Below are 25,508 nucleotides of genomic sequence, written 5' to 3'. Positions count from 1 at the left end.
AGATGTTACTTTAGCAAATCAATCAACTTCATGTAGTACCGTACGCCGCTTGCAACATGGCTGCCGTGATCTCCAAAGTCGGTCTCTATAGTAGCCGTTGAATTGTTTCTCTTAAAGCCGGCAATTGCATTCTCGGCATTTGTAAAAGGAATATAGTCATCCTTTGTGCTGTGATACATCCATATTGGAGCCTTAGGAGACCAGTCGCATAAAGAACTCATCTTAATATATTTAGATAGACCTTTCATTATTTTGCTGTCATAATTTAGCGCGTCTGCAGTAAAAACGTCCGTTATTTTGGCACCTTTCAAAGCGGCTGAAATATCAGTTGTAGTATATAATTTGGAGAAGTACAGCTCCTTATATTTTTTTAACATATCTCCCTTGAAGAATTTAGAAAAATCTAGATGCAATGAATATCCATAATCCATTCCAAGCAGCACAAGCGGTGCAAGCGACGGCGGCAGAGAGGAAGTTTCTCCGGAACAAACAGCCTTGTATGTCTCCTCCATATCATACGGTCCGCCTCCGCACAAAGTTTTCTTTATATTAAATTTATCGGCATATTTTTCCTCTATAAGTTTCTGTGTAGCAAGCGCTATCGCCCCTCCTTGGGAATACCCCGTCAGCCACACGTCATTTGTAGAATTTTTGAAAGTATATCCCTGCTCTTTTAAAAAATTATAAGAAGCAAGCCCCATATCTACATTGGACTGCGCCGAAATGCTCTCTGCCAAAAATGTTTGCGGCAGGAGACGGGCATAGCCAAAACCAATATAATCGCTAAAAGATAACGCATAGCCCAGGCCGGCAAGTAAATTCTCCAGCTGATACCCTTTTGACGGACATTCTGCATCATCTGTAACAGTATAATGGCTCACAAGAATAATTCCTTTGAGAGTAACATTTTTTGGAGGCACCATTAATTTTCCCGACAGCACAATCTTCTTTCCGTCAACACCAATGCTGTTGAACTTTACAAAGTATGAAGAAAAAGTATTGCAGCCATTTTCCCTAGATGCATACAAGGCGGTTTTAAGAGATCTAATAATCAAATAGAAAAGCTTATTTCTTGTTGAATCGCTCATAGTGATAAATTGAGGATTGAAAACATCAGACATTCTCATCGGATATTCTGCTGAGACTGAAGATTTTGACTGATTCAAAAAATATTGTACGCTCTGATTGGCGATTACATCATAAGCATCCTCCACTTTGGATGAATCTACCTTAAGGGAATTCTCCGGAACGTATATTTGAGGTGATAAGTTATCTTTATCTGAACACGCAACAACAAACGCAGCAAAGAGAAGGGCGATGCCTAATATCCAAAGTTTTTTCATAGCAATTATAATGTGTTAATGTCCAAAGTTAGTAAATTTGTAGTAGAGACAATTTAAATCTAATTGGATATGTATGAATGGGCAGAAGAAATGAATTGTGCCGTTACTGTTTGTGACACGGAGGGCGTAATTCTTTTTATGAATAAAAAGTCAAAAGAGACTTTTGCAAAGCACGGAGATATGGTTGGCAAAAACCTGATGGGTTGCCATAACCCAAAATCTATAGAGAAAATTAAAGAGATGCTGGCTACCGGCGGCAGCAATACGTACACTATTGAAAAAGAGGGTGTTAAAAAAATGATTTACCAAACCGCCTGGAAGAAGGACGGAGTTGTTGGCGGCCTTGTAGAAATCTCTATGGTACTGCCGGATGTGATTCCGCACTACGTGCGGAAATAGTAAAATTATTAGAATAAATCTTTCCAGGCAACAATTTTACCATTTGAAGTATTTAAGGATGTGTCTCCTCCGTACACAAGCATTCTTTGGGAGACAGGAGCTTTGTATAGCTTTCCCCAATAATCCAGTCCTTTAAAAAATTCTGCTGAAATGGTGGCTCCGGATTTTATTTCAACTGCTAATTTTTTTCCTGAACGGTTAACAATCAAATCAACTTCATTGCCTGTGCTATCTCTCCAAAAGGAAAGCGCAGGCCTCAAACCCTTATTATAATCGCTTTTTATAAAGTTGTTGATTACCATATTCTCAAATAATGAACCTCTCAGATAGTGATTTTTTATTTGTGTAGGGGAATTAATCTCAAGCAATGAGCACGCTATGCCAGTATCAAAGAAATATAACTTTGGAGTTTTAACAAGTCGTTTAGAATGATTGCCAAAATCAGGTCTTAAAAGATAAATAATGTAGCTCGCTTCTAATATTGATATCCATGATTGAACGGTTGGAACGGTAACGCCTGTTTCATTTGCTAAAGAAGACATATTCAAAAGTTGTCCTATCCTCCCGGCGCACAATCCTATAAAGCGCCTGAACTTATCTATGTCTCCAACGTTTATCAGTGTTCTAACATCTTTTTCTACATAAGATTCAATATAATCACGATAGTAATCCCTTGGCGCGATTTTCTTATCAAATATTCTTGGATATGAGCCGGTAAATATTTCATCATCAATGTTTTTAAAAACAATGCCACCATCACTCATCTCTTTGGAAGAGAATGGGAGCAATTTTAAGATTGATGTTCTTCCCGCGAGAGACTGAGAAATTTTTTCAGATAAAATAAAATTTTGAGAACCTGTCAGGATATACATTCCCTCCTTATTCTTTGTATCAGTGTGGGTCTGAATGTAAGAGATAATATCCGGGACACGCTGTACTTCATCTAATATAGTTTTGTCACTGAATTCCGAAAGAAAACCGCGTGGATCTCTTCTTGCAAAATCCCGCATGTCTATATCCTCTAAAGAGACATATTTGTACTTTTTGAAGGCATCCTTTACCAAGGTAGATTTGCCAGATTGTCTTGGCCCTGTGAGCGTAACAACGGGATATTTTCCCGCCATCTCCTTTATTTTTTTCTCCAGTATTCTCTTTATCATAGCCTGATTTTTATGCAAATTTAAAATCATATTTTAAATTTGCAAAGAAATCTGGCATATTTAAACCGCAATTATCCCTTTAGAACTTCCCAGAGTTCTTTCATTCCCTCTGTGGCTTTTTTCATGATGTGCTCCACATGGGCGCTGGTAGAAACCGGCTTTGGATCAACAAGATACAGCTTGCAGTCCGGCTTTGTATAATTGACAAGTCCCGCAGCAGGATAGACAACCAGAGAGGTTCCAATGACTATCATAACATCTGCCTTTTCTACTTCTGCAGCGGCGCGCGTCAATTCCGGCACCGCCTCACCAAACCATACAATGTGAGGTCTCAGCTGGTCTCCGCCGGAAGTTTTATCTCCCAGGTTAATATCCTTGTATCCAATATCATACGCGCGATAGTAATCTTGATTTTCCCCGCGCGCTTTTGTCAGCTCTCCATGGAGGTGAATTACTTTTTTGCTACCTGCCCTTTCATGCAAGTTGTCAATATTTTGGGTCACGACAGTTACATCATATCTCTCTTGCAACTTTGCAACATAAATATGTCCCTCATTAGGTTGCGCTTTTTCCAGCTCGCGACGGCGTGCGTTGTAAAAATCCAGCATCAATTTTTTATTTCTGTACCAACCTTCAATTGATGCAACATCCTCTACATTATAGTTTTCCCAAAGACCATTGCTGTCTCTGAATGTACTAATTCCGCTTTCCGCGCTCATTCCCGCGCCGCTAAGAACAACCAATTTTTTCATATCTATCGTGAACTTTAAAAAATTATTTAGCAAAGAAATAATCTCTCAACCAGGCCTTTAGAAGAGTATCGTTAAATTCCACCGCACCTTTTTTAACAAAGGTTACTATCTCCTTTTTTGTCAGCGCCTCTTTCAGGTGGTTGACATTTGCGGAGGAATTAAGTCCGTACCTGTCCAGAATCTCGCTCTTGCTGAACTTTGTAACTCCGTCCAAAATTGCTTTTATCATTTGCATCTGATGTCTGCTCAAACTATAAACAGTATTGTGCAGCTCATACTCGTGCATATTTATAAGATTCTGAAAACCAAGCTCTACGGTCTTCTGGTCCAAAATATCTTTTGTAAGAAGGAAGCATATTTCCGCAAGGTGCTGAGTGTACCACGGGTCTCCCTCTACATAATCATAAATTGCTCCTGCCTGTTTGATCTCCGCACGTTTTCCTCCCTTTGCAAAACTGTTGCAGATATAATCAGAAAATACCTTCTTTCCAATTTGCGGAATTGGAATATCAACAACAATATTGCGGAAATAACCGCGCTTGACAAAAATTTCATCCATCGCATTCCTCTTGTCTCCCAGGATTATATAGGATGACATCTTGTGTTTTGCCATGCACTTTTCCAAAAGCTGGAAAACTTTGGCCGGTCTCTCAAACAATGTAATATCCTGGAATTGTTTAAGATACATTATCAACCGCACATTATATTTTTGAGCCAGCTTCTCCGGCAAACAAAAAATCTGCAGCAGCTGTTTTTCAGTCAGCGGCTCCTTTGACCCCTTCATGTTTATCCCCGGCAACATGTTTGAGGCAATATCTTCTCTCTCGTAAGCAGTTGTAGAGAAGACCGCAAGCAGTTCATTGGCAAACTTAACTGCCATGTCATCAATGCTGCGGATATTGAAAAAGTCTACGCGGCAAACTGTAAAATCATACGGGATGCGCTCCAGTCCAAGCAGCGCGTTGTAAACAATAGACCTTTTTCCAATTTTCGGCGGACCATAAAGCAGAGCGTTTTTTCCGTTCTGGATAACTTCCATTAGCCTTGCAACCTCTTTTGTCCTGCCGATGAAATTATTACCGGTGACAAGGCGGTTATATTCGAAAGGTGATATACCATCCATATTGTAGATTTTTTTATCTGACTCCCGATGGTTAATTAATTGAGGGTCTGTCGTGAGCCCGCACAAAATTAAAAATAATTTTGCGTTTAGCGTTTAAAATATTACTTTTGCAGTCCAAATTTTAGAAGGCAGCTGAGCTAAAGAATAAGAGCCGCACATTTGCGGACGCTTACTGTCAAAAACATTAAAACAAAGTTTTATGTACGCAATTGTAGATATTGCAGGACAGCAGTTTAAAGTAGAAGCGGGCAAAAAGATTTATGTTAACCGTCTTAAGGATGAGGTTGGCGCTTCCGTTTCTTTTGATAAAGTACTGCTAGAAGACAACGACGGAGCCGTTACAGTCGGGACTCCATACGTTAAAGGCGCTTCCGTAAAGGCCAAGGTTCTAGAGCATTTGAAGGGCAACAAGGTAATTGTTTTCAAGAAGATTGCTCACAAGGGTTTTGACAAAAAGAACGGTCATCGCCAGTATTTGACCAGACTGGAAATTGAATCAATAGCTTAAGGAGAATTAGTTATGGCACATAAGAAAGGTGTAGGTAGTTCAAAGAACGGCCGTGAATCACAAAGCAAAAGACTAGGTCTTAAGATATTCGGCGGAGAGGATTGCAAAGCCGGAAATATATTGGTTCGTCAGAGAGGAACCGTACATTATCCTGGTGAAAACGTTGGAATGGGTAAGGATCACACTCTTTACGCATTGACAGACGGTGTTGTTACCTTCACAGTTAAGAGGGAGGGTAAGTCATACGTGTCCGTGGTGCCTAAAGCTCAAGCAAAGAGCTAAAGGATAACCGCTTAGCATTTTAAAGCGTCCTTTGTTCTTTGCAACAAGGGCGCTTTTTATTTATTCCCGACAGGTAATTATTGTAACCTGCTGAGATTTAAAAAGGAAATTAAAAACTTATAATATGCTGACTTTAAAATTATTGCGCGAGCAGCCCGATTTTGTCATAGAACGTCTGGCGGTGAAAAACTTTGACGCTAAGGAGATTGTGAACAACATTCTTAAGATAGATGAGCAAAGACGTGCAACTCAAACAGAACTTGATGCCAACCTTGCTCAGCAAAATGCTGCTGCAAAGACAATTGGCGGATTCATGAGGGAAGGTAAAAAGGATGAGGCGGAGAAAGCCAAGCAGCAGGTTGCGCAGCTTAAGGCAAATTCCGAGACTCTTCAGAAGAAACTGGATGAGCTTAACAAACAGCAGCTTGACCAGCTGGTTCTTTTGCCTAACACCCCGTGCAAGGATGTTCCAAAAGGGAAAGATGCCAATGACAATGTCGTAGTAAAGATGGGAGGAAAAGTTCCTGAGCTTCCGGCAGATGCAAAACCACATTGGGAACTTGCCAAGAGCTTAAATATCATAGATTTTGACCTTGGAGTAAAATTGACGGGAGCCGGTTTCCCTGTTTACATTGGAAAAGGTGCAAAGATTCAGAGAGCTCTTATTTCATTTTTCCTGGATAGAAATATTAAAGACGGATATTTGGAAGTACAGCCGCCATTGGTTGTAAATGAGGCGTCTGCGTTTGCCACAGGACAGCTTCCCGATAAGAGCGAGCAGATGTATTATGTAGGGCTGGACAAGTTCTATATGATTCCAACTGCAGAGGTTCCCGTTACAAACATTTACAGAGATTGCATAGTTGCAAAGAAAGACTTCCCCGTTAAGATGACCGCTTATACTCAGTGCTTTAGAAGAGAGGCCGGTTCTTACGGAAAGGATGTTCGCGGACTTAACAGACTTCATCAGTTTGATAAGGTTGAGATAGTGCAGCTTTCATTGCCTGAGGTTTCTTACAAAGCTTTGGACGGAATGGTTGAGCACGTAGAGAAGCTTGTTCAGGAACTTGAGCTGCCTTACAGAATTGTAAGACTTTGCGGAGGAGACATGAGCTTTACTTCTGCAATTACTTATGACTTTGAGGTTTTCAGCGCCGCACAAAAGAGATGGCTGGAGGTCAGCTCCGTTTCCAACTTTGAGACCTACCAGGCTAACAGAATGAAGCTGAGGTATAAAGATGATGACGGCAAAATAAAGCTGGCTCACACTTTAAACGGCAGCTCTCTTGCATTGCCAAGAATTCTTGCAGCTCTGATTGAGAATAATCAGACTCCCGACGGCAAAATTAAGATACCTAAGGCATTGCAGGAATTTACAGGCTTTGACATCATAGGCTAAAATTTTAATTTTTTTCTGTCGCGACAGATAATTAAAAGTTATATTTGCGCCGCAGATGGAAAATGAGAAAGTTATATTAGGAATTGACCCCGGAACCAGGATTCTTGGTTTTGGGGTCATTCGTATTTCCGCAGGCAAGCCGCAGCTTATAGATTTAGGAATTGTTAATCTCACAAAAGAGGGGAGCCATTTTCTTGTTCTTAAAAGAATTATTGCTGACGTATCCAGGATAATCCGCAAGTATAAGCCTGATTTAATGGCAATTGAGGGGCCTTTCTATGGGAAGAATCCGCAGGTTATGCTTAAGCTTGGGAGGGCGCAGGGAGCTGCAATTTCCGCCGGACTCCTTAAGGATATTCCAATTTTTGAGTACCAGCCGCGCAGCGTAAAGCTTGCCGTTACCGGAAAAGGTTCTGCCTCTAAGGAGCAGGTTTCCAATATGGTGCAGAGAATTCTGAATTTTAATTGTACTCTTAAATATCTGGATGCTACTGATGCCCTGGCAATTGCGCTTTGTCATTATTATGAGGAGCATAGTCTTGTTGCGGCTGCCGCACGGGAAGATGCTAACATAGCTATGTCAAAATCAGGGATTTATACCGTGAACGTGAATCAGAAAGGTGCCGCCTTAAGCATGAGAATGGGCAAGATGGGACTTGGAAATGTTAAAAGTTCAGGGCACAAGGGCAAAGGTGGCTGGGAGGCTTTTGTCAGCGCTAATCCTGGCAGAACAATTGAGAGTGTAAAAGAAGGAAAAGAGAAAAGGGTAAAATCTGTCGGGAATAAAAAATAAGATTAATTGTTTTGTCGGTAAATAAAGTTAGTTTGTCGGCAAACCAAAAAAAAGTGACTCTTCCATTTAACTTTTTCTATTTTTTTGCGTCTAAAAACTGCGCTTTTGTAATTACTTTGGCGCGCTGAAAAATTAACGTTAAAATTAAACTTATGTTTAAAAAATTATTGCTGTTTGCATCCGTTGTCCTGCTGTTTCTAAGCACTTCATATACAAAGGCTTATTCACAGAATACTCTTAAGGTTGTAGTTCTGGATAGCGCATCAAAAGCTCCGGTTGAGTTTGCGACAATGTCTATTAAGTACATCGGTGAGACGGTTGCAAAAAAATATGCTTTGTCAGATAGTACCGGAACTGCTATTATAAAAGGCGCGCCAATAGGAAGGGCAAATGTCCTGATAGAGTGTGTGGGTTACAGGCAGTATCGTCATACTTTTGATGTTCATAAAGGAGCAAATGACATTGGCACCGTTTATCTTAACGGCCATAATCAGTTGAATTCCATAGTAGTTACGGCTGCGGGAAATCAGATGACGGTTAAGAAAGATACAATTGAGTATAATGCAAATTCATTTAAGACAAATGAAACTGATATGCTTGCGGAACTTTTGAAAAAGTTGCCGGGCGTAGAGATTTCATCTGACGGAACCATTACTGCAAACGGAAAGACCATTTCAAAAATCATGATTGACGGAAAGACATTTTTTATGGATGATCCGCAGATTGCAACGCAAAATTTGCCCGCCAAGATTGTGGAGAAGGTGAAAGTTGTGCAGAAAAAATCTGACGAGGCAAAGTTTACCGGAATAGATGACGGAGATGAGGAAACCGTTCTGGATTTGAGTCTTAAGCAGGGAATGATGAACGGATGGTTTGGAACTTTAGGCGGCGGCTATGGCAGCGACAAGAGATATGAAGGGACGGCAATGGTTGGAAAGTTTACTAAGAAAACACAGATAAGTATCATTGGCAGCGCCAATAATACTAACAACAGAGGATTCTTTGATATGGCCGGTTCCATGATGTCTGCCATGAGAAATAATGGCGGAATGGGAGGCGGCGACGGAATGAGAGGCATGTCTTTTTTTGGCAGCGGCGTTACGGCATCTAAAATGATTGGAACCAATCTCAATACAGAGAGTGATGACAAGAAGTGGAAAATAAACGCAAGTTACATGTATTCAACTGCTAACAACAATGTGGATGAGATAAAAAATAAGACTACAATGATGTCTGATACAAGCAGTCTTTACAATAATGAGTCCGGCAAAGAGAATACTGTTACAAGCGGTCATAATTTCAATAGCGAGATTGAGTACACTCCGTCTGAGTCAACATCATTTGTGTTCCGCCCGTATTTGAAATTTGGCGACGGCTCTTTTGATCAAAGCAATAACTTCCGGACAATAAGAGATTTGGACTCTACCAACAGAGGATATAGCCTTTCATTTGGAGACAACAAGTCTCAGCAGGTTGGAGGCAGCTTGCTGTACAGGCAGAGACTTTGGAAACCGGGACGCACAATGACAGTAAGATTAAGATATGACCATTCTCACAATGTTGTTGACGGATATAATAATTCTGAAACAAATTATTTTGAGAACAATATTATAGACAGTACTTATACTATAGACCAAAAATATCATCAGGTACAAAAGAGCAATACTCTTAGCGTAAGAGCTTCTTACACAGAACCTTTGGGTAGAAATTATTTCTTGCAGGGGACATACAACTATTCATATAGCAAGAGCGAGACATCAAAATCTACATTTAATTTTGACAAGAACACCCAGAAATACAGTGATTTAGACAGTGCGTATACTAATGACTATACCGGAGATTTTATTTCTCAAAGGGCGGAAATTGATTTGAGAAAGCAGGAGGATAAGTATAACTTTATGTTTGGATTTTCCGTACAGCCTTCAACTACAAAGAGTACCGGCCGCGGCAGGGATACAACATATCACGTTGTAAATTTTGCCCCTTCCGCCAGATTGGATTATAGATTTTCAGAAAGCAGGTTCATGAGCATAGAATACCAGGGCAGAACAAATCAGCCAAGTCTAAATCAGTTGCTCCCGATAGCAGATAACTCCAATCCTTTGATAGTTACGGAAGGTAACGACAGACTGAATCCTTCATTCAATCATGATTTGAGCGTTGATTACCGTACCAATAACAAAAAGAATATGAGCTGGTTTGGCATAATGGCGGACGCATCATACACTAAGGATAATATCATTAATCAGAAGGTTTACACAGATGACGGAGTGCTTCACAACAGGTATGTAAATTCAAATAAAGGCATTTATAATTTTAGCGCCCGCGTAATGTTTAACTCAAGAATAGCCAAGAGCGATTTTAGTGTTACAAATTTCTTTATGACTGGTTATGGTAACAGCGTCAGCTATGTTTCCAGCAAAGGAAATTATGTAGAGAACGAGACAAAGATATGGAACCTAAGAGAAAATTTAAGATTGCAGTATAGAACAGATAATTTGGAACTTATGGTAGGCGGCAGCGTCCTTTATAAGAATGCATGGTACAGCGTAAGTACTTTAGATAAAGTTGCAACATGGACAAATTCAATCAGCGGCTCGGCCAACTGGACTTTCTTAAAGAATTTTAACATCTCATCAGATATAAGATACACATTCTACAGAGGTTATTCCGCAGGTTACGGAGATTCTCAAACAATTTGGAATGCAAGCATTTCCAAGAGTTTCCTGCATGATGCATTTACATTTAAAATTTCCGTATATGATATGTTGGATAACGCAAAGAGCACATACAGAACAACAACCGAAAACTACGTTCAAGATGTAAGCAACAATACTCTCGGCAGATATGTTATGTTCACACTTACATACCGCTTTGGCAAGTTTGGAGGAGAGGGCGGAATGAGAATGGGGCCGGGCGGTCCTGGCGGAAGAGGTCCGATGGGGATGCACCGTCATTAAAATTGAGAATGAAAAAGAGCCGCGTTTATACGCGGCTTTTTTGTTACCTTTGCGCTACTTTAATGCGTTAATCTTAAAAACGTTATTTATGACAAAACGGACAGATAGTTCTTCCGACGGAAAGTGGGCTCTCAAGCAGGTTGTGCTTGCAGTGGCTGCGGCTCTGCTTACTCTGGTTATACTTTTTACGTTGTTAAAAGTTGTGACAAGGCATGGCCAAGTGCTTACGGTACCGTCATTTACGAATATGACTTATGATGAAGCGGAGGCCCTTGCAAAGAAAAGCCATCTGCAGCTGAAGATTACTGATTCCGTTTACGTGCCTCAGATGAAGAAGGGTGTTGTCTTCAAGCAAAATCCGGAGGCGGGCAGCAAGGTAAAAAGACACAGAACAATTATGTTGAGCATCAATGCGCGTATTGCAACGATGGTTCGCATTCCAAACCTTGTTGGCTACTCTTTAAGGCAGGCACAAAGTTCTCTTGCCGCAGTTCAGCTGCAGGTAGGAAAATTAATCTATGTATCTGATATAGCGTCAAATAACGTACTTGCCCAAATGTATCAGGGTAGAAATATTGCTCCGGGAGAGAGTCTTCCTGCGGAGAGTGAAATTGATTTGCGCGTAGGTCTTAATTCTTCCGATTGTCTTACTCATGTTCCGGATTTGCTGGAGTCCAATTATCAGCAGGTAAAGCCGGCGCTGATAGATAATTGCCTGAATCTTAAGGAGATGATTTTTGACAATACTGTCCATAATTTTGCAGATACAATGCAAGCCTTTGTGTATAAGCAAATTCCTCAGGCTTCAAATAACGTATCGGTTACCATGGGAACAGGAGTAACCGTATACATGACTTTGAATAAAGAGCTGGCGGAAAGGGAGAGAAAATATGTAGCAGCCCATCCTTTGGCAGCTCCTAAGCCTCAGGCTGATACCACCAAGAAGGCATCTGCGGATTCTACCAAAACATCTGAACCGGAAAATTAGATAGAGGCCGGCTGCTGCAATGTCAAAAGAGGATTTGAAAGATATAACTGTCGGGATGCAAGAGAATGTCTCTGAAGCTGATGATGACAGCGTAGAGGAACTCTTTGAACATTACAGATTTATAGCTGACAGAGGGCAGTCTCAAATCAGGCTGGACAAGTTTATTACCGCACGCATGGTGCAGACTTCCCGCAACCGCGTGCAGATGGCAATTGATGCCGGATACGTTCTTGTAAACGGCAAGCCCGGGAAATCAAATTATCGTGTTAAACCTCTGGATGTCATTACCCTGGTCTTTCCGTATGAGAAGCAGACAAGTGACATTGGGCCGGAGTACATTCCTCTGGATGTTATCTATGAAGATGATGATGTGCTGATTATCAACAAACAAGCTGGTTTGGTAGTGCATCCGGGGCACGGACATTTTTCCGGAACGCTTGTAAATGCCGTTGCATATCACCTTACTTACGGAGATAAGCCGGTGGCTAAAGCTGTTGACAAAGAGAATTTTAAATGCGGAATTCTGGTTCACAGAATAGATAAGGATACTTCCGGTATCTTGGTGATAGCCAAGAATGAAGAGGCGCAGATGAAACTTGCAAAACAATTTTTTGACCATTCAATTCAGAGAAAATATGTTGCCATTGTTTGGGGAAATATTGCGGAGGACAGCGGGACTATAGATGGAAATATTGCAAGGGATCCTTCTGACAGGATGAGGTTTAAAGTTACTAAGGATGCCTCTTTTGGAAAGCATGCGGTAACTCATTTTAAAGTGTTGGAGAGATTTGGATATGTTACTGTTGTTGAGTGTATTCTGGAGACGGGAAGGACTCATCAGATAAGAGTTCACATGAAACATATCGGGCATCCGCTGTTTAATGATGAACGTTACGGCGGAGATAAAATTCTGGCCGGCACAGTGTTCTCCAAGTACAAGCAGTTCATTCAGAACTGTTTTGAGATTCTTCCAAGGCAGGCATTGCATGCAAAAACGTTAGGCTTTATTCATCCGTCCAGCGGGAAAGAGGTGATGTTTGACAGTCCTCTTCCTCCCGATATGACTGCTGTAATTGCCAAGATGAGAGAGTATTGCAAGAGCTCAAAGTAGCAGGTCAAATTACATTTCCGCGCTGATGCAAAAAAAAAGTGCCCGGATTTCGGACACTTTACTTCAACTTTTTTTGTATATCTGTCGGGAGAACTAAAAGTCTCTCTCTGATGATACAGTCAATTTCTTCCTTCCTCTCTTGCGTCTTGCAGATAGGACTCTTCTTCCGTTTGGAGTGCTCATACGCTCTCTAAATCCGTGCGCGTTGCGTCTCTTGCGTATTGATGGCTGAAATGTGCGTTTCATATCTTTATATTTTTATAATTCTCAGAATTGGAGTGCAAAAGTAAGTTTTATTTTTTAATTGGCAAAATTTTCTACCTGTGCGGCAGCATTTTCTGCTTGCGCGGGAAAAACAGCACCTTTTTACCCTCAAAATAGGGGGCAGGGAACCATTTTGTGATTTCCGTAATCCCGACAGTTCCTCTTAATATTCCATTTTGCTTTGCAGCGCTTCTTATCTCCTTATCCAAATCTCCGCCCTTTAAGTAAATTATTCCATCGGAATATTTTCCCTTAACCCACGGAATGAATTTGTCCAATGCAGCTACGGCGCGGGAAACAATATAATCGCACTCTGCGGAACCGTCAAAATAATCTGACAAGTCCAGCTCCTCAACCCTTGCCTTAGTTGCCGTTACATTCTTGAGTCCAAGCGCTTTGCATACTTCATCGGCAACCATTATTTTTTTCCCGGTAGAATCTACAAGTAAAAACTTCATCTGCGGATACATGATTGCAAGCGGAACTCCGGGGAATCCGCCTCCGGTGCCTACGTCCATAATTGTATGTGCTGTTTCTGCAATTTTCTCATCCTCAAAGAATTTAGCTATTGCAAGAGAGTGCAGAACGTGGTGCTCGTACAGATTATCAATATCAGTGCGGCTGATAAGATTGATTTTGCTGTTCCAATCTTTATACAAAGGAAACAGCATTTTAAACTGCTCCCTCTGTGTATCTGACAAGTTTGGAAAATATTTGAATATCAGCTCTTCCATTAATTATCTCCTTTTTTGCTTTTCTGCTTTTTTTTCATTCCTTCTTTGTTTTTCCTGCGTCTTTTTTGTGCAAGCGGATTATCGGGGAACATTTTGGCCAGCATGTTTTTTGCACGGTTAAGGCGCACTTTGACGCTGCTTACAGGAATGTTAAGCTCCTTGGAAATTTCTTCGTAAGCATAATCATCTACAAACAGGCACATTACTTCTTTGTAAATTTTTGGCAACTTATCAATTTTAGCCATCACGTCTTCTGTTTCCTGGCTCCCGATAAGTTTCTCTTCCGGATTATCTTTTGGCCCGGCAATGATATTGCTAATGTCCTGTTTATCATTAAAACCCTCTGCAGAATCATCTATTTCCTTTTTTCTTTTGCGGACATAATCCAGTGCAGTATTTCTTGCAATATTATACAGCCATGTGGAAAAATTATACTTTGGATTGTACAGGTTAATGTTGCTGAAGGCCTTGTTGAATGTGACCTGGCATGCATCCTGCGGTTCAAAGCTATCCTCTCTTATTGAGGATTTTACATTGCCTTTGCCAATAAGGATGCTGTTAATATGATTCATCAGTCCAATATGGTGGCGTTCAAACAAAATAGTGAAGGCCATCTGTTTTCCGCTGCGGGCAAGTTCAATTAATTCCTTGTCGCTGAGCTTTATATAAGCACTGCTAGTGTGCTTGGAGCCAGTTTTCGCCATAGCTGCATTCTACCGTTAAAGGGACTTTTAACTTAACAACATTTTCCATCTCTTCTTTGGCAATCTTCATAACTGCCTCTTTCTCAGAAGGGATTACATCAAACACAAGTTCATCATGAACTTGCAGCACCATCTTGCTCTTAAGATGCTCTGCCTGCATCCTTGCAAAGACGTGAATCATAGCAAGTTTGATGATATCTGCGGCGCTCCCCTGCAACGGGGCATTGACGGCGTTGCGCTCATTGAACTTGCGGACATTGGCATTGCGGGAGTTTATATCTTTAAGGTAACGCCTTCTGCCATAGATAGTTTCTACATACTCTTTCTTGCGCGCAGTCTCTATGGTTGCAGCAATATAGCGGCTCACCCCCGGATAAGTTTTAAAATATGTGTCAATAAATTCTTTTGCCTCTTTCATTGGAATCTCCATTCTCTCGGCAAGACCAAACGCGGAGATTCCGTAAATAATTCCAAAATTAACTGTCTTGGCTTTTCTGCGCTGCTCTGCAGTGACCTCATCTACAGGCACATTGTAAAGTTTCGCGGCAGTTGATGCATGAACATCCTTGCCGCTGTTGAATGCCTGTATCAGGTCAGGGTCTCCGCTCATGTGAGCCATCAGCCTAAGTTCAATCTGAGAATAATCGGCTGAAACAATACAACCGTCGGGATTAGAAGGGACAAACGCCTTTCTTATCTCCCTGCCTCTCTCCGTGCGTACCGGAATATTTTGCAGATTGGGGTTATTGGAACTTAATCTGCCAGTTGCCGTAAGCGACTGATTAAAAGTGGTATGTACCCTTCCTGTTTTTGGATTAATCAATAGCGGAAGAGCATCTATATATGTAGAGAGCAGTTTCTTAAGATTCCTGTATTCCAGTATTTTTCCAACAATAGGGTGACTCTCCTTCAATTCATTCAGCGTTGTTTCATCCGTTGAATAATTTCCTTTGACACTCTTTTTTACGTTGGGATTCAGCTTTAATTTTTCATAAAGCAGAATACCAATTTGCTTAGGAGATGACAGGTTGATTGCGGCATCATCCGCCAGTTTGCGCGCCTCCTGCTCAATCTCATTCATCTGGATGGTAAGCTCTTTGCTGTACTCCTTAAGTTGCTTGGTATCAATCATTACGCCGTTCATCTCCATCTGCGCAAGCACACTTATCAGCGGCATCTCTATCTCCTTATATACTTTGTCTCCCGACAGTTTTTCTTCCAGCTCTTTTTTCAGCGGCAGCATCAGCGCGCATATTGTTGCGCTCTTTTTCTCTCTCTCCTTTTTCTCCTCATCAGTCTCTTGCTGAGTGTTGGAAAATAAATCTTTGGTCTCCTCTTTGCTTGATGCAATTGACTCAATATCAATTCCCAGCTGCTGCTTAACAATGAAATCTACATTGTGGCTAATCTCTGTATTTAGTACATAATGCATCAGCTGAACATCATATAAATCTCCGCAGACTTTAATCTCCGTTTTCCCGGCTATGGCTTTTATTATCTCTTTTACATCCGCACCTGTTTTGCAAATGCTTGGTTCTGAGAGCAATTCGTTTAGGATAGGGTAGTCGGACGTGTTCTGAAGGTCATCTAAATTTTCAATAATATGTGTAAAATTATCTGGTGCGCAAAGCGTCAAAGAATTCTCTCCGGTCATCAAAATTGCAACCTCCTTATTTTTCTTTGCCGACATTGCAACTTTGTCCAGAGAGCAAAATTCAACATCCGGAATTGTGAAAACTTTCCTCTCTCTCTTTTCCGTATTTGTTTGCACGTCAGATTTTTGCTCCGGCTCATTATCAACCGGATAATCATCTGTCGCTGAGTCAGACGGATAGTCTCCTCCATCCTGGTCTGCCGGGTAATCTTCAACTTCCGCGGCAGGTCCGTGTACTGCAGGATGTGAATTTGCAAAAGGATTTTTTTGCGCGGCGCCGGAATCAAATCCCGGAATCATTTTCTTCAGGGAATTGAATTCATACTTTGCAAAGATTTCATTTACTGCCGTTGAATCAGGTTTTGCAATCTTTATATCCTCCTCGGTTACAGGCAACTGCACATCAGTTTTAATTGTAACCAGGAAGCGGCTCATCTTTATCTGTTCTTCAGAAGACTCCTTAATATGTTTCTGGATACTTGTACTCAGCTCCCCAATATGCTGCATAACATTTTCCAATGTTCCGTACTTGCCAATTAGCTTCTTAGCCCCAACTTCTCCAATGCCTCTTATTCCCGGAACATTATCTGATGAATCTCCCCAAATAGTCAGAATATCAATGACTCCAGCAGGGTCTTTAATTCCGTAATGTGCGCAGAGCTGCTCCGTTCCAATTACCTCAATATCTCCGTTTCCGCCCTTTGGAAGTTTATATTGGAAAACATTTTTTTGAATAATTTGTCCGTAATCCTTATCCGGAGTGACCATATAGACCTGTCTGCTGTCATTCGCCCACTGCTTTGCCATTGAGCCAATTACATCATCCGCTTCAACTCCTGTTATCATCACGACAGGTATATTTAATGCCTTCAAAATTTCCTGCAGCGGCTCAAGAGCCTGAATAACAAGCTCCGGCGCAGGGGGGCGGTTTGCCTTGTACTCTTTGAAGACGTTATGCCGGAAGGTTTTTCCGGGAGCGTCAAATACTACGGCCAAATTTGTAGGATGCTCTTTATTAATAAGTTCCAGCACCATCTTAGTAAATCCAAAAAGGATGGAAGTATCCTCACCTTTGGAATTAATCAAAGGATGTCGCATGAATGCATAATACATTCTGAAAATCTGCGCATGTCCGTCTATCAAAAAAATCTTATCCATTATAGCCGGCTCTGCTTTATTCCTTTGGCTTGTTATCCTCTGCGTACCAGCGTGCGGAAGAGGTTGAAGTCTCTCCCAACTTAAGTGCATAAAGCTCAACGCCTTCAGGCAATTCATCTCTTATCAGCGCGGCAAAATATGCAACAAGATTCTCGCTGGTTGGCTGGAAGTCTGTAATTACCGTGTTGCCGTACGCTTTGCTAATCTCTTCAACCAAAGGAGATTCCCTGCTAAGCACAAGAGCGTGGTCAAACTTGTCCACAATATTGTCGCAGACAATTCTCTTTAAATCATTAAAGTCAATCACCATGCCGTACTTTGGAGATTTAGGGTCCGATATCGGCTCCCCTTTTACTGTAACTCTCAGAGTGTAAGAATGCCCGTGTATATGGCTGCACTTGCCGTCATATCCCTTAAGAGCGTGTGCGCACTCAAATCTAAACTCTTTTGTAATTCTTAAAATTGCCATTTTGCTCCCTCCAAAACCTATGTCTATTTTTTATCAATCTTTTTGAAAGTGAAATTCTTTAATGTTTTATCAAATGTTAATCCAGGAACTTTAAACATCTTATCCATTATGCCTTCAGCAATAAGTTGCTGAGGCTCACCTGTATAAAAACCATCCTCCGCCATTATCCACAATCTGTCGCACATGCCGATTGCAAGCTGCAAATCATGAGTGGAGAATATAATCAGCTTTCTGCTTGCGCGTGCAATTTCCTTTAGCAAGTTAGTGATTGTGAATTTATTTGCAACATCCAAAAATGCCGTCGGCTCATCCAGCAAAATAATCTCGCTATCCTGCACCAATGCTCCTGCTATTGTAACTCTTTGATATTCACCATCGCTTAGGCTGGCACTATTTCTATTTTCAAACCCTGACAGCCCAACTTGTTCCAAAGCTTTTGAAATTTTTCTCTCTTCATCTTCTCCCGGCGCGCCAATCCAATTTGTTCTGTAGTAGCAGTATATGCTCAACATGTCTTTTACCGACAGATTGTTGGTGCGGCGCCCGTTGGGAAATACAAATGAGACCAAAGATGAAAATTCTTTCTTGGTGTATTGCTCTATTTTTTTGCCTTTGTACAAGATGCTGCCTTCCCCCGAATGCTGCAAACTGTCGGGATTATTAATTAATTTCTTATTGTAAATGGGGCCCAGTCCCGCAAGAGTCTTTAACAGAGTGCTTTTCCCCCGTCCGTTGGAACCGATGAGGGCAATAAAGCTGCCGTTCTCCTCAGAAGCATTAATGTTTCTGAAGATGACTTTTTCTCCAAAGCCCAAAGTTAAGTTCTCTATTTTAAGCAGTTCTGACATTATCTCAATTTGAGTATTTCCTTGCGTTCCAGAGTATTACAAGTATCACTGGTATGCCCAGCAATGCGGCTACCGTATTTATTGGAATCACCATTCCGCTCCCGGGGATTTGCGATATGGTATCTGCAAATAAAGTGATTGCCGCTCCAATTAAAATGGTGGCAGGCACCAGCACGCGGTGATTTGCATCCTTAAAAATAAAGCGCGCAATGTGCGGTACTGCAATTCCCAGGAATCCTATAGGGCCGCAAAATGCGGTAACTCCTCCTGCCAGCAATGTTGTGGAAACCAGTACTCTGACTCTGATTTTCTTGACATCCAAACCCAGTGATGCCGCATATTCTTCTCCCAGAAGTATCGCGTTTAAATCCTTTATATTCTTGATAGATAGTACAATGCCGGCCGCAATCATGACTCCCAGAATAATAAGTTGTGCTGTCGTGAGTCCGGCAAAACTTCCCATTGTCCAAAGCACATAAGTCTTAAGTGCGTGAGCATTAGAGGTGTATTGCAGCAGATTAACAAGCGCCCCCGCTATAAAGCCAATCATTACTCCAAAGATTAAAAGAGAGAGATTCCCCTCCATTTTCTTGGATACGTACAAAATAAGCATCGTAACAAGCACCGCCCCGGCAAGAGCGGAACCTGCTATTCCAAATGATTGAAATATAGTGTTTTCAGCCGATACGCCAAACCATGACATCCCCATAAGATAGAGGGCAACTCCAAGCCCTGCGCCGCTGCTTACTCCCAATATGTATGGATCTGCAAGCGGGTTGCGGAACAGAGTCTGCATTTGCAAGCCGCAGGTGCCCAGCGCAATACCGCAGAATAGCGCAGCAATGGCCTTTGGCAGGCGGAAGTGAACTAAAATGTCCTTTCCAATATATGTTGTAAATAAATCCTTTACTGAAATATCCACGGAGCCGCAAAGAATGTCCGCCGCAAAAAACAAAACAAGCGCGGCTGCAAAAATTATGTAATAGAGAGTCCTGCGCTTCATGTTTCCTTTGTCAGATTTATAGATTTCCACAAAGTTAAAAAAATATATAATTTTGCTCCGGTTATTAAAACACATGATTATGAGAAGAAAAATTGTTGCCGGAAACTGGAAAATGAATACTACAGTTGCAGAAGGCGTAGAACTTGCAAAACAGATTGTTGCAAAATTGGGAGATGTACCTGAGGATGTGCATCTTATAATAAATACTCCATTCACGCATCTTTACCCTGTAAGCAAAGAGCTTGCTGCAATTACCTGTCCTGTATGCAAAAGCAAAATTTCCCTGGGTGCTCAAAATTGCGCAGATAAGGAGAAAGGGGCTTATACCGGAGAAGTTTCAGCCGCAATGCTTGCATCTGTCCCGGTAACTTACGTTATACTAGGACATTCAGAGAGAAGAGAGTACTATCATGAGACAAATGCAATATTAAAAGAGAAGATGAAACTTGCCCTTGCAAACGGTTTGTCCGTAATCTATTGCTGCGGAGAAAATCTTGCGCAAAGAGAGGCCGGGAAGCACTTTGATGTAGTAGGCGAGGAGATTAAAGAGGTCCTTTTTGATTTGACTCCCGATGAGATGAAGAGGATTGTTGTTGCTTATGAGCCAATTTGGGCAATAGGAACAGGCAAGACTGCAACCAGCGCCCAGGCAGAGGAAATACATGCTTTTATAAGAAAGACATTGGCTGAAAAGTTTGGCGCTCAGGCAGAAGAGACTTCAATTCTTTACGGAGGAAGCTGCAAGCCTTCCAATGCAAAAGAGCTGTTTGCCCAGAAAGATATTGACGGCGGTCTTATCGGCGGCGCATCTTTAAAGGCAGATGATTTCATCGCGATAGCTAAAAGCTACTAAAAACCGCTGCAAAAAAACTACTCTAAATTTGCACAAAAACAAAAAGTAGTTAAATTTGCAGTCCCAATTAAGCGGGAATGCGGGCGTGGCGTAATTGGTAGCCGCGCTAGACTTAGGATCTAGTGCTTAACGGCGTGGGGGTTCGAGTCCCTTCGCCCGCACGTGAGAAAAGAGCAGAGGAAAACCTCTGCTCTTTTTATTTTTGCTTGCGGCACCGCGAATCTCATAGGCTATAAAAACGTTAACTATCGTATTCACAGCCTGTTGCAAGGCTACGTTGGGCGTAAATCGGCCCAACGGAAGCTCATAACGAGTACATTATCAGTGAATTAGTTTTTTTATAGGCTATGAGAATGGCTTGTCGCAATTCTCAATCAACAAGATGATTACAAAAAGGCTGGCAATTATTGGAGATGGCTTAAAAAAAAGTTGAAAAGAGAGGGAAGTCAGTTCGTGAGTGATACTCACAAACTGCATGTTCCTGCCTCTGACGGAAAGAAGTATTTAACTGATACTTTGGATAGTGATGGGATAACTTCATTGGCAAAACATTTTCCAAATACTAAGGCTTCAAGGTTCCTAGACTGGTTTCTATACAGCGATAGTTCAATTGATGGCCAAAGTAAAAAGAAAGCGTATGCATTCTTTGAGAGTAATCTTGTGAGTAAGGAAGATGTTGGTAAAGTTAAGAGTCTTAGACAGATCCATGCATATCTTTTTGGCGGATTGTACGATTTTGCCGGGAAAATTAGGAATAAAAATATTGCAAAAGGAAGTTTCCAATTTGCTATGGTGCAGTATCTTGAGAATACTTTGAGCAAGATTGAGAATATGCCTGATGGAACTTTTGATGAAATTTTAGACAAGTATGTTGAGATGAATATTGCTCATCCTTTTATGGAGGGGAACGGACGCAGTACCCGTATTTGGCTTGATATGCTATTGAAAGAAAGACTCTCGATGTGCGTAGACTGGAGCAAGATTAGCAAGAGCGAATATCTTAATGCGATGGTAAAAAGTCCAGTGGATAGTGGCCCTATTAAAAAAATCATCAAATCGGCATTGACCGATAAAATAAATGACCGAGAGGTTTTCATGAAAGGAATAGATTATTCTTATTACTACGAAGAAAATTAATAGCATGCTCGGCTTTGCCTCGCATGCGTAAAAGGCGCCACAAAGCGGCGCCTTTTTTTGTGGTCTACATGGCTGACGCCATGAGGGAGGCACGCGCCTCCGGCGCGGGCAAAAATCTGCGTAGCAGATTTTTGCCTTGTTATCATTACGTAGAAATTATTTTAGGATATTGTAATATGATGGTCTATCGGGAGTAAATAGGTGGCGGGTTTGCGGAAAAGCAAGAAAAACCGTAAATTCGCCAACTTTAATGCAGGCGGGTTTTCCGCCGTAATAAAACTGAATAATAAACGTATATACATTATGAAAATAGAGAAGAAAGAAACCGACAAGCTGACGTACATTCTTACAGTTAACATAGAGAAGGCAGAGGCTAATGAAAAGAAGATGAAATCATTGCGCGAGTATCGCAGAAAGGCTGAGATTAGAGGATTCCGCAAGGGAATGGCTCCTATGGGTCTGATAGAGAAGATGTATGGAACATCTGCAATGGCGGACGCAGTTAACGGAATGTTGTCCGAGGGGATTAACAACTATGTGAAGGAGAATAAGTTAGACCTTATCGGAGAGCCAATTCCGGATGAGGGGCTTCAGAAGAAGATTGACTGGGAGAAGGATGAAAACTTTGAATTTATCTTTGACTTTGCTGTAAAGCCTGAGGTTAAGGTAGATGCAAGCAAGAGCGATAAAGTAAAGTATTATAATATCAAGCTTACTCCGGAGGCTTTCAAAGAGTACAAGGCGGATATGCTTAAGCAGTTTGGCAAACTTGTGGATACGGAAACAGCTGGAGAAGAGGACTTTATGGTTGTAGATTTGGAGCAGGGAGACAAGAAAGTTGAGAAGACTTATGTAACTCTTAAGACTTTGGATAAGGACGCAAAGAAGCAGTTCCTTGGAAAGAAGAAGGGTGATGCATTCCAGATTGATGTTGTAAAGGCGTTCCCTAATGAGGTTGACCGCGCCGCTCTTTTGAAAGTTAAGAAAGAGGAGATGGATAATTCCAATCCTAAATATACAGTTAAGGTTCAGGAGGTTAAGACGTTCAAACCTGCAGAGGAGACTCAGGAAGTTCGCGACAGATTATTTGGAAAAGATAAGGTTAAGACATCTGAGGAGTTTGACGCAAAGCTGACAGAGAGAATTGAGGGAGAGTACAAGCAGGAGAGTGATTACAGATTCCGCAAAGACCTTGTAGATTACATGATTAAGAAATGTAAGCTGGAGCTTCCGGAGAAATTCCTAAAGCAGTGGCTGTTCAATATTAATGAGGGTAAATTTACTATGGAGCAGATAGATAAGGAGTTCCCTCTGTTCCTGCAGGATTATCGCTGGCAGATGATTACCCGCAAGGTTGTTGAAGAGCAGAAGATGCAGGTAAAGAAAGAAGATCTAAAAGCTGAGGCTAAGAAGATGACTGCTAACCAGTTTGCTATGTACGGAATGATGGATGTCCCTGATGAGCAGCTGGATAAGTATTCAGAGAGCGTTCTTCAAAATGAAAAAGAGGTAAGCAAAATATTTGAGAAGTGCGAAGAGGATAAAGTCGTTGAGTATCTTAAGGGTATCATAACTGTTGATACCAAGGATATTACGCAAGCTGAGCTTATTAAATTGAATGCAAAGGAGAACGGCTCCAAATAACAATGCCGTGTCGCTAAGCAGCAGCGCAAATTTTTGACGAGTACTTAAAATAATTATAACAAAAAGGTATTTTAAAAGGAGAATTTATGAAGAGTGATTTTGAAAAATTTGCCGCTGGAAAGTGCGGTGTAAAATCCTTGACTTTAAGTGGTTATAGAAAACTGGTGAGTCAGTCTGTTCCTGCGGTTTCCGCAGCTGTACGCTCATCCGCATCTGCCCGCGGAGCATCAAGGAATGCATATATTAATCCGACAATCATTGAGGAGAGGCAGCTTAATGTTGCCACGATGGACGTGTTCTCCCGCTTGATGATGGATAGGATTATTTTTCTTGGAGTGCCTATCAATGACGACGTTGCAAACATAATTCAGGCTCAGCTTCTTTACTTGGATTCAGCTGATTCTGCTTCTGATATTCAGCTTTATATTAATTCTCCGGGTGGTGCTGTTTATGCAGGATGGGGTATTTACGATACCATGAATCTTGTTCATTCTCAGGTAGCTACAATATGCACCGGAATGGCGGCATCTATGGCTGCAATTCTTCTTGCGGCAGGAGTAAAAGGGAAGAGAAGCGCTCTTCCTCACTCAAGAATTATGATTCATCAGCCAATGGGCGGAGCGGAAGGACAGGCTGCCGATATAGAGATTGAGGCTAGAGAAATTGTCAAGACCCGCAAGGAACTTTATGAGTCATTGGCTTTGAATACAGGTAAGAGTATCAAGCAGATAGAGAAGGATGCAGACCGTGATTACTGGATGACTTCAACTGAGGCCAAGGAGTACGGAATGATAGATGAGATTCTTGGGAAAGACAATAAGGGCAAGAAGTAAGAGGTAAAAAGTGGGAAGTAAAAATAAAAATAACTGTCGCGACAGAAATTAAAATGGCAGAGGAACAAAAGGGAAAAGGACCGCAGACACCTGAAAAAAGATGTGCAATTTGCGGCAGAAAGGAGGGAGAGGCGGAGCTTCTTCTGGAGGGCAGATACGGATATGTCTGCAGTGACTGTATTGCTCAGACATACAGTTATTTGAAGGATGTAATCGGACTGGATAAAAAAGATACAAAGCAGTTCACCGAGCAGGCAAAAAAGGATTTTAATCTTATGACTCCAAAGGAGATTCATAAGTTTTTGGACAACTATGTCATTGGACAGGATGAGGCAAAAAAATATCTCTCCGTTGCTGTCTATAATCACTATAAAAGAATTCTTCATGCAGATGAGAAGGGCAAAGATGATTTTGACCTGGAGAAATCAAATGTACTTTTAGTGGGACCTACCGGCACAGGCAAAACCCTGCTGGCCAGGACAATAGCAAAAATGCTTCATTTGCCTTTTGCAATTGTGGATGCTACCGTCCTTACTGAGGCGGGGTATGTTGGAGAGGATGTGGAGAGTATCCTTACACGTCTTTTACAGGATGCGGACTACGTTGTAGAAAAGGCGGAGATGGGAATTGTCTTTATAGATGAGATAGATAAGATTGCGCGCAAGAGCGATAATCCGTCAATCACAAGAGATGTTTCAGGCGAGGGAGTTCAGCAGGCTTTGCTGAAAATTTTGGAAGGAAACATTGTAAACGTTCCTCCTCAAGGTGGACGCAAACATCCTGAACAGAAGATGATTGCAGTGGATACAAAAAATATTTTGTTCATCTGCGGCGGCGCCTTTGAAGGGATAGAGAAGAAGATAGCTCAGAGACTGAATACAAAAGTTGTTGGCTACGGGGTGCAGCAAAAACTCGCGGGAGTTGACCGCAAGGAGATGCTTAAGTATATTGCTCCTCAGGATTTGCGCTCTTATGGTCTGATACCGGAACTTATTGGAAGACTTCCTGTTGTAACATATTTGCATCCGCTTGGCAAACAGGCGCTTTTGGATATTTTAACAAAGCCTAAGAATGCTCTTATCAAGCAGTATCAGCTGCTGTTCAAGATGGACGGAATTAAGCTGGAGATAGGGGATGATGTGCTTAATTTTATAGCAGATACCGCTTTGAAGTATAACCTTGGTGCGCGCGGCTTACGCTCTATATGTGAGGCAATTATGCTGGATGCTATGTATGATGCTCCTTCTGAGAAAAAGAGAGATGATGCTGCAGGAGAGAAATCGTCAAAGGCTCCAAAAGAGTTTAGGATTACGCTTAAGTATGCAGAGGAGAAGGTTAATAAATTGACCGGAAATTTATTCTTAAGAGCATAACGCGGTGCTCCGCAAA

Annotated in this window: 24 protein-coding genes and 1 tRNA gene; 14 read left to right on the top strand and 11 right to left on the bottom strand. The window is 41.5% G+C overall.

The window, feature by feature from the left end; genetic code table 11:
• Nucleotides 1-5: 5 nt before the first annotated feature.
• Entirely contained in the window at nucleotides 6-1,343 is a 1,338-nt protein-coding gene (locus LKM37_00510; protein MCI1719509.1) for a lipase family protein, read from the bottom strand.
• 69 nt (nucleotides 1,344-1,412) lie between these two features.
• Here LKM37_00510 and LKM37_00505 point away from each other — a divergent pair, with 69 nt between their 5' ends.
• Nucleotides 1,413-1,742, top strand: coding sequence for a PAS domain-containing protein (locus LKM37_00505; protein MCI1719508.1), 330 nt, complete (start codon nucleotides 1,413-1,415; stop codon nucleotides 1,740-1,742).
• An 8-nt stretch (nucleotides 1,743-1,750) separates the two neighbouring features.
• Here LKM37_00505 and LKM37_00500 read toward each other — a convergent pair whose 3' ends face one another.
• From LKM37_00500 to LKM37_00490, 3 genes are all read right to left on the bottom strand, one after another.
• The gene (locus tag LKM37_00500) at nucleotides 1,751-2,902 is read right to left on the bottom strand and encodes an ATP-binding protein (protein MCI1719507.1); all 1,152 of its coding nucleotides are present in this window, start codon (nucleotides 2,900-2,902) and stop codon (nucleotides 1,751-1,753) included.
• Between the two features lie 71 nt (nucleotides 2,903-2,973).
• Nucleotides 2,974-3,654, bottom strand: a complete 681-nt coding sequence (locus LKM37_00495) for an NAD-dependent deacylase (protein ID MCI1719506.1) — start codon at nucleotides 3,652-3,654, stop codon at nucleotides 2,974-2,976.
• A 22-nt stretch (nucleotides 3,655-3,676) separates the two neighbouring features.
• Nucleotides 3,677-4,777, bottom strand: coding sequence for a hypothetical protein (locus LKM37_00490; GenBank protein MCI1719505.1), 1,101 nt, complete (start codon nucleotides 4,775-4,777; stop codon nucleotides 3,677-3,679).
• A gap of 199 nt (nucleotides 4,778-4,976) precedes the next feature.
• On the opposite strand from LKM37_00490, the gene rplU reads away from it, so the two are divergent.
• The 7 genes from rplU (at nucleotide 4,977) to LKM37_00455 (ending at nucleotide 12,818) form a co-directional block, all read left to right on the top strand.
• Nucleotides 4,977-5,285, top strand: coding sequence for a 50S ribosomal protein L21 (gene rplU / locus LKM37_00485; protein MCI1719504.1), 309 nt, complete (start codon nucleotides 4,977-4,979; stop codon nucleotides 5,283-5,285).
• A 12-nt stretch (nucleotides 5,286-5,297) separates the two neighbouring features.
• Complete coding sequence (gene rpmA, locus LKM37_00480; GenBank protein MCI1719503.1) at nucleotides 5,298-5,567, top strand: 50S ribosomal protein L27; 270 nt, start codon at nucleotides 5,298-5,300, stop codon at nucleotides 5,565-5,567.
• Nucleotides 5,568-5,691: 124 nt separating this feature from the next.
• The gene (serS, locus tag LKM37_00475) at nucleotides 5,692-6,966 is read left to right on the top strand and encodes a serine--tRNA ligase (GenBank protein ID MCI1719502.1); all 1,275 of its coding nucleotides are present in this window, start codon (nucleotides 5,692-5,694) and stop codon (nucleotides 6,964-6,966) included.
• A gap of 55 nt (nucleotides 6,967-7,021) precedes the next feature.
• On the top strand, nucleotides 7,022-7,759 hold the full coding sequence (gene ruvC / locus LKM37_00470; protein MCI1719501.1) for a crossover junction endodeoxyribonuclease RuvC: 738 nt from the start codon (nucleotides 7,022-7,024) through the stop codon (nucleotides 7,757-7,759).
• 152 nt (nucleotides 7,760-7,911) lie between these two features.
• On the top strand, nucleotides 7,912-10,719 hold the full coding sequence (locus LKM37_00465) for an outer membrane beta-barrel family protein (protein MCI1719500.1): 2,808 nt from the start codon (nucleotides 7,912-7,914) through the stop codon (nucleotides 10,717-10,719).
• 88 nt (nucleotides 10,720-10,807) lie between these two features.
• Entirely contained in the window at nucleotides 10,808-11,707 is a 900-nt protein-coding gene (locus LKM37_00460; GenBank protein MCI1719499.1) for a PASTA domain-containing protein, read from the top strand.
• 19 nt (nucleotides 11,708-11,726) lie between these two features.
• Nucleotides 11,727-12,818: an RluA family pseudouridine synthase gene (locus tag LKM37_00455; protein MCI1719498.1), complete on the top strand. Its 1,092-nt coding sequence runs from the start codon at nucleotides 11,727-11,729 to the stop codon at nucleotides 12,816-12,818.
• Between the two features lie 93 nt (nucleotides 12,819-12,911).
• Here LKM37_00455 and rpmH read toward each other — a convergent pair whose 3' ends face one another.
• The 7 genes from rpmH to LKM37_00420 form a co-directional block, all read right to left on the bottom strand.
• Complete coding sequence (gene rpmH, locus LKM37_00450; GenBank protein ID MCI1719497.1) at nucleotides 12,912-13,064, bottom strand: 50S ribosomal protein L34; 153 nt, start codon at nucleotides 13,062-13,064, stop codon at nucleotides 12,912-12,914.
• Nucleotides 13,065-13,135: 71 nt separating this feature from the next.
• Entirely contained in the window at nucleotides 13,136-13,816 is a 681-nt protein-coding gene (gene rsmG, locus LKM37_00445; GenBank protein MCI1719496.1) for a 16S rRNA (guanine(527)-N(7))-methyltransferase RsmG, read from the bottom strand.
• Nucleotides 13,816-14,520, bottom strand: a complete 705-nt coding sequence (locus LKM37_00440) for a sigma-70 family RNA polymerase sigma factor (GenBank protein ID MCI1719495.1) — start codon at nucleotides 14,518-14,520, stop codon at nucleotides 13,816-13,818. Before LKM37_00440 ends, rsmG begins: the two co-directional genes overlap by 1 nt.
• Complete coding sequence (gene polA / locus LKM37_00435; protein ID MCI1719494.1) at nucleotides 14,492-17,332, bottom strand: DNA polymerase I; 2,841 nt, start codon at nucleotides 17,330-17,332, stop codon at nucleotides 14,492-14,494. The genes LKM37_00440 and polA overlap by 29 nt, the downstream gene beginning before the upstream one ends.
• A 16-nt stretch (nucleotides 17,333-17,348) precedes the next feature.
• Nucleotides 17,349-17,801 (bottom strand): 6-carboxytetrahydropterin synthase QueD, encoded by a 453-nt coding sequence (queD, locus tag LKM37_00430; GenBank protein ID MCI1719493.1) that lies wholly within the window; start codon nucleotides 17,799-17,801, stop codon nucleotides 17,349-17,351.
• 23 nt (nucleotides 17,802-17,824) lie between these two features.
• Nucleotides 17,825-18,649: an ABC transporter ATP-binding protein gene (locus LKM37_00425; protein ID MCI1719492.1), complete on the bottom strand. Its 825-nt coding sequence runs from the start codon at nucleotides 18,647-18,649 to the stop codon at nucleotides 17,825-17,827.
• Between the two features lie 4 nt (nucleotides 18,650-18,653).
• Nucleotides 18,654-19,682 carry an iron ABC transporter permease gene (locus tag LKM37_00420; protein MCI1719491.1) on the bottom strand — a complete coding sequence of 343 codons (1,029 nt, stop codon included), beginning with the start codon at nucleotides 19,680-19,682 and terminating at the stop codon, nucleotides 18,654-18,656.
• 49 nt (nucleotides 19,683-19,731) lie between these two features.
• On the opposite strand from LKM37_00420, the gene tpiA reads away from it, so the two are divergent.
• From tpiA to clpX, 6 genes are all read left to right on the top strand, one after another.
• A complete protein-coding gene (gene tpiA / locus LKM37_00415) occupies nucleotides 19,732-20,505 on the top strand; it encodes a triose-phosphate isomerase (protein MCI1719490.1) in 774 nt (257 codons plus the stop codon).
• A 79-nt stretch (nucleotides 20,506-20,584) separates the two neighbouring features.
• A tRNA-Leu gene (locus tag LKM37_00410) sits at nucleotides 20,585-20,666 on the top strand.
• A gap of 205 nt (nucleotides 20,667-20,871) precedes the next feature.
• Nucleotides 20,872-21,642: a Fic family protein gene (locus tag LKM37_00405; GenBank protein ID MCI1719489.1), complete on the top strand. Its 771-nt coding sequence runs from the start codon at nucleotides 20,872-20,874 to the stop codon at nucleotides 21,640-21,642.
• Nucleotides 21,643-21,945: 303 nt separating this feature from the next.
• Entirely contained in the window at nucleotides 21,946-23,286 is a 1,341-nt protein-coding gene (gene tig / locus LKM37_00400) for a trigger factor (protein MCI1719488.1), read from the top strand.
• An 86-nt stretch (nucleotides 23,287-23,372) separates the two neighbouring features.
• Nucleotides 23,373-24,119, top strand: coding sequence for an ATP-dependent Clp protease proteolytic subunit (locus LKM37_00395; protein MCI1719487.1), 747 nt, complete (start codon nucleotides 23,373-23,375; stop codon nucleotides 24,117-24,119).
• Between the two features lie 53 nt (nucleotides 24,120-24,172).
• Complete coding sequence (gene clpX, locus LKM37_00390; GenBank protein ID MCI1719486.1) at nucleotides 24,173-25,492, top strand: ATP-dependent Clp protease ATP-binding subunit ClpX; 1,320 nt, start codon at nucleotides 24,173-24,175, stop codon at nucleotides 25,490-25,492.
• Nucleotides 25,493-25,508: the final 16 nt, after the last annotated feature.

The organism is Bacteroidales bacterium (assembly GCA_022647615.1).
GTDB lineage: Bacteria > Bacteroidota > Bacteroidia > Bacteroidales > UBA932 > Egerieousia.
This window is presented reverse-complemented; position numbering and strand designations above follow the sequence as displayed.